The 9,970-nt window shown below is 69.4% G+C and carries 14 protein-coding genes; 7 read left to right on the top strand and 7 right to left on the bottom strand.

Going from position 1 to position 9,970, the window contains the following annotated elements; all coding sequences use genetic code 11:
- The coding region (locus tag ACGFI8_RS47600; RefSeq protein WP_392815657.1) for an RNA-guided endonuclease TnpB family protein at positions 1-464 on the top strand (464 nt) is incomplete at its 5' end.
- 54 nt (positions 465-518) lie between these two features.
- Positions 519-1,487, top strand: coding sequence for a hypothetical protein (locus ACGFI8_RS47595; RefSeq protein ID WP_392815654.1), 969 nt, complete (start codon positions 519-521; stop codon positions 1,485-1,487).
- A 64-nt stretch (positions 1,488-1,551) separates the two neighbouring features.
- Here ACGFI8_RS47595 and ACGFI8_RS47590 read toward each other — a convergent pair whose 3' ends face one another.
- Both ACGFI8_RS47590 and ACGFI8_RS47585 read right to left on the bottom strand, forming a co-directional pair.
- Positions 1,552-2,853, bottom strand: a complete 1,302-nt coding sequence (locus ACGFI8_RS47590; RefSeq protein ID WP_392815652.1) for an NAD(P)/FAD-dependent oxidoreductase — start codon at positions 2,851-2,853, stop codon at positions 1,552-1,554.
- 1 nt (position 2,854) lies between these two features.
- Entirely contained in the window at positions 2,855-3,289 is a 435-nt protein-coding gene (locus tag ACGFI8_RS47585; RefSeq protein ID WP_392815651.1) for a DUF6582 domain-containing protein, read from the bottom strand.
- Between the two features lie 127 nt (positions 3,290-3,416).
- Between ACGFI8_RS47585 and ACGFI8_RS47580 the strand changes: the two genes are divergently transcribed.
- Positions 3,417-4,169, top strand: a complete 753-nt coding sequence (locus ACGFI8_RS47580; RefSeq protein ID WP_392815649.1) for a DUF2795 domain-containing protein — start codon at positions 3,417-3,419, stop codon at positions 4,167-4,169.
- A gap of 249 nt (positions 4,170-4,418) precedes the next feature.
- The gene (locus ACGFI8_RS47575; protein WP_392815646.1) at positions 4,419-4,862 is read left to right on the top strand and encodes a hypothetical protein; all 444 of its coding nucleotides are present in this window, start codon (positions 4,419-4,421) and stop codon (positions 4,860-4,862) included.
- A gap of 44 nt (positions 4,863-4,906) precedes the next feature.
- On the opposite strand, the gene ACGFI8_RS47570 is transcribed toward ACGFI8_RS47575, so the two are convergent.
- The 3 genes from ACGFI8_RS47570 to ACGFI8_RS47560 are packed head-to-tail and all read right to left on the bottom strand — an operon-like array spanning position 4,907 to position 6,811.
- Positions 4,907-5,767: a hypothetical protein gene (locus ACGFI8_RS47570; protein ID WP_392815644.1), complete on the bottom strand. Its 861-nt coding sequence runs from the start codon at positions 5,765-5,767 to the stop codon at positions 4,907-4,909.
- Complete coding sequence (locus tag ACGFI8_RS47565) at positions 5,764-6,273, bottom strand: GNAT family N-acetyltransferase (protein ID WP_392815642.1); 510 nt, start codon at positions 6,271-6,273, stop codon at positions 5,764-5,766. The genes ACGFI8_RS47570 and ACGFI8_RS47565 overlap by 4 nt, the downstream gene beginning before the upstream one ends.
- Positions 6,266-6,811 carry an HIT family protein gene (locus tag ACGFI8_RS47560; protein ID WP_392815639.1) on the bottom strand — a complete coding sequence of 182 codons (546 nt, stop codon included), beginning with the start codon at positions 6,809-6,811 and terminating at the stop codon, positions 6,266-6,268. The genes ACGFI8_RS47565 and ACGFI8_RS47560 overlap by 8 nt, the downstream gene beginning before the upstream one ends.
- Here ACGFI8_RS47560 and ACGFI8_RS47555 point away from each other — a divergent pair.
- Complete coding sequence (locus ACGFI8_RS47555; protein WP_392815636.1) at positions 6,792-7,682, top strand: DUF3626 domain-containing protein; 891 nt, start codon at positions 6,792-6,794, stop codon at positions 7,680-7,682. The genes ACGFI8_RS47560 and ACGFI8_RS47555 overlap by 20 nt on opposite strands.
- Here the strand turns inward: ACGFI8_RS47555 and ACGFI8_RS47550 are convergent.
- The gene (locus ACGFI8_RS47550) at positions 7,676-8,401 is read right to left on the bottom strand and encodes a DUF899 family protein (protein WP_392815634.1); all 726 of its coding nucleotides are present in this window, start codon (positions 8,399-8,401) and stop codon (positions 7,676-7,678) included. The genes ACGFI8_RS47555 and ACGFI8_RS47550 overlap by 7 nt on opposite strands.
- Positions 8,402-8,413: 12 nt before the next feature.
- Positions 8,414-9,160 (bottom strand): GntR family transcriptional regulator, encoded by a 747-nt coding sequence (locus ACGFI8_RS47545; protein WP_392815631.1) that lies wholly within the window; start codon positions 9,158-9,160, stop codon positions 8,414-8,416.
- 164 nt (positions 9,161-9,324) lie between these two features.
- On the opposite strand from ACGFI8_RS47545, the gene ACGFI8_RS47540 reads away from it, so the two are divergent.
- Positions 9,325-9,735, top strand: a complete 411-nt coding sequence (locus tag ACGFI8_RS47540; protein WP_392815628.1) for a hypothetical protein — start codon at positions 9,325-9,327, stop codon at positions 9,733-9,735.
- A partial coding sequence (locus ACGFI8_RS47535) for a helix-turn-helix domain-containing protein (protein ID WP_392815626.1) occupies positions 9,720-9,970 on the top strand: 251 nt, incomplete at its 3' end. The genes ACGFI8_RS47540 and ACGFI8_RS47535, both read left to right, overlap by 16 nt.

The raw sequence follows: 9,970 nt of genomic DNA, 5'->3' as shown, positions 1-9,970 counted from the left end.
ACCGGCGCCGCGACCACCTGCACAAGCTGAGCACTCGGCTCGTTCGTGACAACCAAACGATCGTGATCGAGGACCTGACCGTCCGCAACATGGTCCGCAACCACACCCTGGCCCGCGCCATCTCGGACGCGGCGTGGCGGCAGTTCCGCACCATGCTGGAGTACAAAGCCACCTGGTACGGCCGCGACCTGATTGCGGTCGACCGCTGGTACCCATCCTCCAAACTGTGCTCGGCCTGCGGCGCGCTGACCGAGCAGATGCCGCTGACCATGCGGACGTGGACGTGCCGGTGCGGCACCGTCCACGACCGGGACGTGAACGCGGCACGCAACATTCTGGCCGCCGGGCTGGCGGTGTCTGCCTGTGGAGCTGGTGTAAGACCTCAACGGGAGTCCTCCCGGACGGGGCAGTCAGCGGTGAAGCAGGAAATCCCTGGGGCGACCCAGGGACTCCCCTCCCTTTAGGGAGGGGAGGATGTCAAGAGTTGAGTTCCCGACCACTCCCGTACCGGAGATCATGTGCCCGCCGGCGGTGCCCGAAGCAGCCTCCTTTCCGTAGCAAGGCATCCCAGCACCAGCCCGCGCTGGGCGGCCGCAAGCTGCATCGCCGTCCTCCTGCTCAGCGCCGCGGTGATCGTCTCGCTATGGAACAGGATCGAGGTCTACAACGCCGGGTACGCGGCGGCGACGCCGGGTGTCTCGGCCACGGTGGTCAGGTCCGAACACTTCACCAAGGGGCCCGATGTCATCGAAGTTGAGTGGCGTGATCGCAACGGGGAACTGAGGCGGCACGAGTTCGACGTCGACGAGGCCGGCGACTTCCCGGTCGGCAGCACGCTGCCGATTCGGGTATCGGCCACGGTGCCCGACCAGATCTATCCCGAAGACCGGACGAGCATCGATGAGACGGCGCTACCGATCAGCGGGCTCGTCGTGCTGGTCGTGGCGAGCCTGGGTGCCCCGGTGCTGTGGATACGCCGGGCGGTCCAGTGGCGGCGGGCGGTCCGGGCGCCGGCGAAGCGTCACCGGGCCCAGCTCTGGTACAGCTACGGCCGCGGCAACGTGATCGGCATCCCGTGGCTGGCCATTGTGGATGGTGACCGGACCTACTACCAGCGGCTGATGTGGGAGCCGTGGGTACCGAGCATCGCCGAAGACCTGGTGATCGAGGGCAGGCGGGTCGGTCGCGGTCCGTTCGTCGTGGACGTACCGGGGTTCGGCCGGCTCTGGCCGGCCGGTCCGGCCAAGCGTCGGGAGCCCAGGCTGGAAAGCCTGGTCGCCAGACACAGCAGTCGGTACCGGCTCAGCCGGTTCAGCACCCTGATCGTGTTCTCACCGCTCATCGTCCTGATGACCGGCGTGCTCGCCGGCTGGCTCGGCGGTTTGACGTTCGCCGGCCACCTTTGGCTGCTTATCCTCTACTTCGGTGGAGCGCCCACGCCCGTGCCGTTGCTGCGGCCACGGCGCTACCGCAGAAAGACCGGATGAACTCAGCTGACGGCGACGAGGTGGATCGCGGCGTCAGCGGCCGAGTCAGGACCGTGTCCTGGTGTTAGCGGTGGTGGGCGAGCTCGGGTGCTTCGGTGTCGAGGGGCACGGCGCGGCCGCGGACGAGGCCGAGCTGGACGCCGGGGCGGGAGTCGGCCGCGGTGAACAGCCAGCCGGCGGCGGTGCGCAGCCGGTTCGCGGGCAGGGCGGCGAGGTGGTAGCCGCGGGTCACGACGCGGGCGAGCGGGCCGGACAGCGGCACGTGCAGCGGGTTGGCGGCGGCCTGCCAGCCGCCGAGGTCGACGACGAAGCCGAGGTTGCGGTGACGGTAGCGCCGAGGCTTCCCGATCCCGAACGATGCCGCGATGTTGTGCGCCACGAGCCGGCCCTGCCGCACGGCGTGCTGGGCGGTCATCGCCGTGTGCTGGCCGGGATGGTACAGATCGGGCACGGCGGCCCCGTCGCCGCAGGCATAGATCTCGGGGTGCCCGGGCACGGTCAGATACGCGTCGACGCGGACCCGGTCCTTCTCGGTGGGCAGTCCGGCGCTTTCGACGATCGGGTCGGGGCGGACGCCGATGCACCAGACGAGGGTCCGCGAGGGCACGAAACTGCCGTCGGTCAGTCGCACGCCGTCGGCGGTGGCCTCCCGCACGGAGGTGCCGAGACGGACCTCGACGCCGCGGCCCTGCAGCACCCGCTCGGCGCCGTCGGCCATCCGTTTGTCCATGCCGGGCAGCACCTGGTCGCCGAGGTTCAGCAGCAGCCACCGCGGCGGCGTGTCGTGCAGCCGCGGGTGGCGGGCGGCGACGTCGGCGGTGAGCAGCTGGCCCTGCGCGGTGACCTCGGTGCCGGTGTATCCGGCGCCGACGACCACGAACGTCATCCGAGCGGCCCGTTCGGCCGGGTCCTCGGCGTCGTCGGCCAGTTCGATCTGGCGGATGAGGTGGTCGCGCAGGTACAGCGCCTCGCCGACGCCGCGGAAGCCGTGCGCGTGGTCGGCGACGCCCGGGATCGGCAGGAGTTTGTTGACGCTGCCGGCGGCGAGGACCAGACGGTCGTAGCCGAGGGTGCCGCGTTCGCCCTCCGGCCCGGTGTACGAGACGGTCCGCGCCCGGGTGTCGACGCCGTCGACCTCGCCGAGCACCAGCCGTACGCCGGGCAGCGTGTCCTGCAGCGGCACGGTGATCGCCCGCGGGTCGAGGACGCCGCCGGCGAGCTCGGGCAGCAGCGGCAGGTACAGGAAGTAGTCGTTCGGGTTGACCAGGATGACGTCAGCGTTGCCCCTGGCCCGGCGCAGCAGCCCGCGGGCCGCCTGGTAGCCGGCGAACCCCGCCCCGACGATGACGATCCGCGGCCGCGCCACGTCAGCGGCCTTCGAGCGCGTTGACCAGTTCGGCCTTGCTCATGGCGGAGCGGCCCTTGATGTTGCGGCGCTTCGCCTCGGCGTACAACTCGTCGCGGGACCATGCGTTGCGAGGCTGGTTGCGCCGGGCCTTCGTCGGGGTCCGCGGCTTGTCGGAGGACTTCATGGTGGCCGTCGGCTTGCCCAGCTCCTGCCAGTGCCGCTCGGTCATGTCCACGCCGTACCGTTTCGCGGCGCGCTTGATCCGGCGGAACGCCTCCTCGCGCTCGTCGTCGGTGACGTCGCGGACCTGGTCGAAGCGGGCGATCGCGTTGCGGACGTGCGTCGCGTCGTTCAGCGGTTCCTTGCGCAGCCGGGGAAACGCGAACGTGCGGTCCGGCATGGCGTTGCGGTCGGCGGCGTCCAGTTCGTGCGTTCTCTGTCTGCGTGCAGCCATACTGCCGCGTTACCCCGCACGAGGTGATTCATGCCTGGCCAGCCCATCCTGGTTGGCGGGTGACCCGTCGCGTAACTTCGCGGCGCGGCCCGGGCTTGGACGTCGTACCGGCGGGTAGCGGCAGCACATGACTGCCAACCCGATCGAGGTCCAGCGGTACATCGGCGACGTGGACTACCCGACGAGCAAGCAGAGCCTTGTCGAGCAGGCCCGTCAGCACGGCGCCGACGAGAAGGTAGTCCGGACCCTGCAGGACCTTCCGCGTGACCGGTTCGCCTCATCGAACGACGTCAGCCAGGCCCTCGGCAAGCAGGCGACGCAGCAGCGCGACGTCGTGGAGATCCTGCTCGCCCAGCACACCGAGATCAAGGACCTGTTCGCGCGCGTCGGCGACGCTCAGGGGGCGCGGAAGAAGGAGTTGTTCCACGACCTGGTGAGGCTGCTGGCCGTGCACGAGAACGCCGAGGAGGTGATCGTGCATCCGGCGGCGCGTGACCTGATTCCGGGCGGCGGCACGGTGGTCGAGGAACGCCTTCGGGAGGAGGCGGACGCCAAGCGGGCGCTCGCCGACCTCTACGACCTGGGGGTCGATCATCCGGAGTTCGACGAGCACCTGGGCATGCTGGCCGAATCGGTGCTGGCCCATGCGGCGCAAGAGGAGTACAAGGAGTTCGCGGAGCTGCGCAAGCACGCCGACGTCTACCGGCTGCGCCGGATGGCGAGCGCCTTCGAGGCGGCCGAGACGGTGGCGCCGACCCGTCCGCATCCGGCGGCGGGGGAGTCCGCGGTCGTCAACCTCCTGGTCGGCCCGCCGACCGCGGTGTTCGACAAGGTCCGCGACGCGATGCGCGACTGGCGCAAGCGCTCCGGCGAGGGGTGAACCCGGCCAGCCACCCCAAACCGACATCGCCCCGAGTCGATGCCGGCTCAGCACCGCAATGCGGCCGCGAATGTCGCGACGTCGTGTGCTCGGTCAGCCGCGGATAGGGCTCTGGCGGCAGGAGCCGGACGCGCTGTGCCGGGGCGAGACTGCCCAGCAGAGCCCCGGCCGCTCGCGGTAGCCCACGGGAGCAGCTGCGATGCCGAACTCGCCGCCAGCCTGTCTGGCGCGCAGTCGGTCGTCGAGAGCATGGTGCGGCTGCGACGGCTCTGGTTCAATACCGCGATGGCCCAACGTCCTACTGCGCCGCCGCCCCCGGTAACGGTGTTGGCGATCTTGCTGTACGTCGGCGGCGGACTGGTCATCGTGTACGCATTGATCGGCATGGGCAGCTCTGCCGGAGCCGTGACCAGTATGTTGCCGGCGTGGGGTCAGGCGCTGTACGGGGCGCTGTACGTCGGGCTGGCGCGAGCGTTGCAACTGGGTCTGCGCTGGGCGCGGCTTGTCGCACTGGCGCTGTGCTGGGTCGGGTTGGCCGTGGCGACGGTTTACCTGTTCGCCCGTGGCCCGCAAGCGGCCGTCGCGCAGGCCGTCTGGCCGGCGACGTATCTGGTGCTGTTGACCCGGTCGGGCGTCCGTGAGTGGTTTGCGCCGAACCCCACGCCGACCGGCGAAAGGCAGCCAGGCGAGTAGCGATGGCTTCGACCTTGCGGCGGCGGTCGTGCCACGGCTCCTCGTCAGCCGCCGTGGCCGAACCGCAGGTGCCACACGCCCTCGGTGAAGTCGTAGACGGCTGTGCGGTCGACTCGTTCCGGGAGCGGCTGGCCGAGCCGCCACGGCGCTGAAACGGCGGACAGGCTGACGGCCACCGCGTTCCGCGACACGGCGCCGAGCGTCCCAACCCAGTGGCGGCTCTCTTCGAGCAAGGCTTCAACGATGGTGCCGGCCGCATCGGGTACCTCCACGGGCGCAGCGTCGACCAAGGCCGAGCCGGCAAGGAGGGCCAGCAGACGGCCCAGGATGGCCGCGGGAACTCCTCGATCGGTTGACTCCACCCAGACATAGCAGTCGTCGTGTCCGGAGTACCACAGACAGCAGCCGGCAAGGGTCGGCAAGACAGGCTGGTCATGCTGGGCGATACCGATGGCGAGCCCGATCTCGTCCAGCCGCTCGGGGGTCGGCTCGGTGGGTAGGCCGACCAACGTCAACTCGTACGGCGACCAGCCGGAAAGGAAACCGGGCAGGTCGTCACGCCGCATCACCAAGGCCTCTTCGCTGAGGCCGATGACGCCGGTCGCCAGGGCACCGAAGTGGTGTACCGAGCAAGTGATGCCCTGCGCCGCTGCGATCCGCGACGGCTGCCACTGCTCGTACCGCTCGTCCAGAAAGCTGTTGGTAGCGATGTCGACCGTGACGACGGTGCCCTCCGCCGCGTTGACCAGAACATCCGCAAGCTCCGCGGCTTGCGCAGCTGCTGCCTGGACCACCCAGCAACCGGAAACCTCGCGAACGCTGAAGCTCAGCGGAAACGGCGTGCCGTCGAGTCCAACCCGGTTGATCGAAAACGCGCCGTCATGCCCGGCGGCAACCACACTCACGCCACCTTTTTGGCGAGGAACATGTCATCCACGCTCGTGATCGCCCCGCCGGGACCGACGGGTAGCTGGAACTCGCCGCGGAGCACGCCCTCCGTCTCGAAGCCGTGTCTGGCGTACAGAGCAAGGGCGGCCACATTGCAGCTCAGGACACGCAACGTCAGGCGTGTGAACCCGCGTTCGGCGCTTCGGTGTTCCGTGGCTTGCAGCAGGGCGCTTGCAACGCCTCGCCGGCGCGCCTCTGCGGCAACGCCCAGTCCGTGGATGGATGCGACGTGTGCGTGGCTCGGCATCGGCGAGGCGCGACGCACCACGATGTATCCGATCGGCAGGGCGCCGGTGACCGCGACGAGTACCGAGTCCGGAGCGTGGCGATCGAAGAAGCCGCGTGGCTCGTACGGACCGGCCGGCGTTACCACGGGTATCCAGTTCGCGCGTAGCAGTTCCTCGAGGCGTACGGCATCACCTTCAGTTGCTACCCGAATCGCAAGTGCGTCGACGTCAGCCATGACCGTCAGGGTGCAGAAGCGCACCGGACGCATGCCACTGAATTTGTTCAAGGAGTGTGCGGACCGCCTCCGCGTCCGTCCGCCACTGCCGCAGATCGAGCAACGGAGGTGTCTTCGCGGGCAGAGGGCCACCGTCGCCGGGGTCGTCGGGGTAGCGGGCGGTCACATGGGTGTGCAGGTGGGGCTCCCAGTTGCCCATGGTGAGGTAGTTGAGCTTGGCGGGCTGGAAGTGATCACGGATGGCGCGAGCCACCGTCAAGACTTCCCGCTGGTACTGATCCGCCTCGGCCGGGGACAGGTCGATCGGCTCGACGACATGCCGGCCACGCCATACCACCACCGCATATCCGCGGACGAAGGCGCGTCGCGCGAAGTAGGCGTCGCTGACCTGTCCGGCAAAAACGCGTGTCCCGAAGTCGATCTCGTCCGGGCGGCCGTGGCTACACCACTGACATTGCCGGCCGGAGATCCGATCATCCCAGTCTTTCGCCCACGCCACGGTCGTAACGATAAACCGAATGACCCGGATCGCGTCCACCGGCATGATCCTCTGCGTGGATGCGTCGGATGCCGGAAGCGAGGCGGCACCTCGGCGGGCACTGCGCCACGTCGCGGCGTTGTCGGCCGGGCCTCCGGTCGACGCATCCCTGCGGATCACGCTCAACTTCCATCCTGACCGCGTTGCCGCAGGTCTTCCTATCCTGGATGAGCTCGTCGAGGGCGGGATCTACCTGTCCCAGTTCGTCACCGGCACCAGCAACGGCGGGCTCACCGCCTATCCCGGCGGGGACCGGTGGCGCTGGGAGCAGCGCATGTTCGGCGGTGCCTACGACGACGCCCCGGGCCACCTGCGACCGGTCTACGGCGCGCTGAACTTCCGGCACAAGCCCTTCGGCGCCGCACCCCGGTTCGGCTCGGCGCACCTGCGGCTGACCGCGCCCGCTCTGGCCCGGGCGACCTTCTGCTACCCGGACAGCTACTGGGAGCCGACCGCGTTCGCGGTGGCCGACCGCATGTCGCTGATCGACCTGGCCCTGTCCGACGAGCAAGACGACCTGGACGACTACATCGAGGCACAGGTCCACGGTGAGGTCCGGCTCGACCGCGATGTCGAGGCCGTCGTGCTCGACCCCTGCTACCGCGGTACCGACGTCGAAACCGCTGCCCGGCGCCTGCCCTGCCGGCTGGAATGGCACCCCGGCTTCCGGCTCTCCGTCGCCGAACTCCGCCGGCACCCCGATTACCGCGGCCGGCCCTACGTCGACCTCGGCACCGCCATCGCCGTCGACGGGCGCCTCGATCCGCGAATCATCGGCGATGCCGCCCGCAGCGGCCGGTACGACCAGCAGGACCTCAAACGAGTCTGGCACTGCCTCGCCCGCTTCGGAGCTGCAGGCGTGTATCAGTAGTCGAGGCTCGCGTACCAGTCGCCGCGGCCCTGCGGGGTCAGGTCGAGCAGATGCCAGACGGGGGCCAGCAGGTCGATGCCCCGCTGGTCGATGTCGTCGGCCATGCGCGGGTGGGCGGAGTAGCAATGGCGGACCGTGCCGTCGCCGTCGCGGGTGAAGACGGAGACCGTGGAGTCCTGTTCGCCGTCCTTGTCCTCGCTGCCCAGGTCGTACTTGAACGTGCTGTCGCCGCAGCTCAGGAGCCGCAGCCGGTGCCAGCCGCGGTTGCGGGCGTGCTGGCGCAGGGCGGGCAGGTCGGCGGCCGCGGCGACGGCGAAGTCGGCGTTGCGGGCGATGTGGTGGGCGATGCCGTTGAAGCCGTCGATCCACAGGGTGCACATCGGGCAGGGATCGGTCTGCAGCTTGCCGTACATCAAGTGGTACACGATCAGAGCACGGTCCGGGGCGCTGAACAGCCCGCTCAGGGCGACCTCGCGGACCGGTGTGTCGCCGGCGTCGAGGTCGGCGGGGCCCTCGACGAAGACGTAGTCGTCGACGGGCGGCCCCTGGGGGGAGCGACCGTCGCTGGGCCGCGACCTTCTCGCGATGGCGCATGAGGTCGATCTCGTCCAGGCGCAGCTCTTCGCGGGCGGCGAGGTAGCTCGCTGATTCCCCGGCCAGTCTGGTGTGCCGCAACATGGCGTCCTCCCGGGATGCCCATCCCACAGTTTATCGGGCACCGGCGCGAACGGTCATGGGGCTTCGTCGACCGGGACGGGGATGCGCGCCTCGACCTCGAACGAGGCGCGGTCGGCGCGGTAGACGTCGCGGGCGAACTCGATGCACCGGCCGGACTCGTCGTGGGTCCAGCGGGTCAGCAGAATGCCGGACGAGGCGTTGCGTATGCGCAGGCGGGCGCACGAGGCGTCGTCGATGACGATGGACTGGATCGTCGCGTGTGCGCTGATCGGGACGATCCGGTAGTGGGTGCGCAGCAGTTGCCACAGTGAGCCGGTGAGCGGCTGGTGGAGCAGGCCCGGCGTCAGAGCGGCCGGGAAGTACGTGGTTTCCAGCGCGATCGGCTCGTCGTCGGCGAACCGCAGCCGGTGCAGCGCGTGCACCCGGGCGCCGATGTCGAGGTCGAAGGCCGCCTGCGCCGACGCGGTGGGCTCGCGCTCTTCGGCCCAGAGCAACTGGGCGGCGGGCCGGCGGCCCGCGCGAATGATCTCGTCGGAGAAGCTGCCGATGTGGAACGGCACGCGGGGCTCGGCCACGAACGTGCCGCGCGGCGGCCGGCGATAGACGTAGCCCTCGCTCTCCAGCAGCGCCAGCGCGTGCCGGGCGGTCATCCGGCTCACCCCGTGCGCCTCGCTCAGCTCGCGCTCGGACGGCATGAGCGTGTGCGGCGCGAGCTTCTCGCCGGTGATCCGGTCACGCAGTTCGGCGGCGATGGCGACGTATCTCGGCGAGGTTGCGCCGCGCGAAATTCCTTTCGACACCTTGACAGCCTACCGGGAGTGGACGATACCTTGTGGCCTCGACCACATGGTATATACCAAGTCCTGGAGCTGTCATGAGTGCAACAGCAGATCGCGACGAGCTCGCCCGGTTCGGGTACGAGCCGTCCTTCGAACGGCGGACCGGCAGGTTCGCGTCGTTCGCCGTGGCGTTCGCGTTCGTGTCCATCGCGACCGGCATCTTCACCACGTATGGCGCCGTGCTGAATTCGTCGGGCCCGCTCGGCATCTGGACCTGGCCCGTCGCCGTGCTCGGGCAGCTCGCGGTCGCCTTCGTGATCGGCGCGCTGGCGTCGCGCATCCCGGTGACCGGCTACGCGTACCAGTGGACGTCGCGACTGGCGAACCCGGTGCTCGGATGGGTGATCGGCTGGATCTCGTTCATCGGATTCCTTCCGTGGAGACCCCCGCCTTCAGGCGGGGGAGGAAACGGAACCCCTGCGGATCAGGGCAGAGATAGCCGGTTCGCCGCCAGGGCGGATCGGCGTCCACCGGCGTGTCACCGCAAGGCTCACAAAATAGATCGGCCAAGATGTGAGGCATGTCCAGGACGGTGAAGCGGGCGTTCAAGTACCGCTGCTACCCGACCGACGCGCAGGCCGCCGAACTGGCCCGGACGTTCGGGTGTGTCCGGAAGGTCTACAACCTGGCCCTCGCGGCCCGCAGCGAGGCGTGGACGCTGCGGCAGGAACGGGTCGGCTACAACGCGACCTCGGCGATGCTGACCGCGTGGAAGCAGACCGAGGAACTGGCGTTCCTCAACGACGTCTCGTCCGTGCCGTTGCAGCAGGC

The sequence above is a fragment of the Dactylosporangium sp. NPDC048998 genome, from assembly GCF_043197855.1.
In the GTDB taxonomy this organism is placed as follows: Bacteria; Actinomycetota; Actinomycetes; order Mycobacteriales; family Micromonosporaceae; genus Dactylosporangium.
The sequence above is the reverse complement of the archived record's forward strand: the minus strand, read 5'-3'. Positions and strand labels throughout refer to the sequence as shown.

Excerpts from the sequence above, each read along its gene's own strand:
- ACGFI8_RS47585 (WP_392815651.1), bottom strand. The coding sequence starts at position 3,289 with ATGGCTGCACGCAGACAGAGAACGCACGAACTGGACGCCGCCGACCGC.
- ACGFI8_RS47580 (WP_392815649.1), top strand. The coding sequence starts at position 3,417 with ATGACTGCCAACCCGATCGAGGTCCAGCGGTACATCGGCGACGTGGAC.
- ACGFI8_RS47575 (WP_392815646.1), top strand. The coding sequence starts at position 4,419 with ATGGTGCGGCTGCGACGGCTCTGGTTCAATACCGCGATGGCCCAACGT.
- ACGFI8_RS47565 (WP_392815642.1), bottom strand. The coding sequence starts at position 6,273 with ATGGCTGACGTCGACGCACTTGCGATTCGGGTAGCAACTGAAGGTGAT.
- ACGFI8_RS47555 (WP_392815636.1), top strand. The coding sequence starts at position 6,792 with ATGACCCGGATCGCGTCCACCGGCATGATCCTCTGCGTGGATGCGTCG.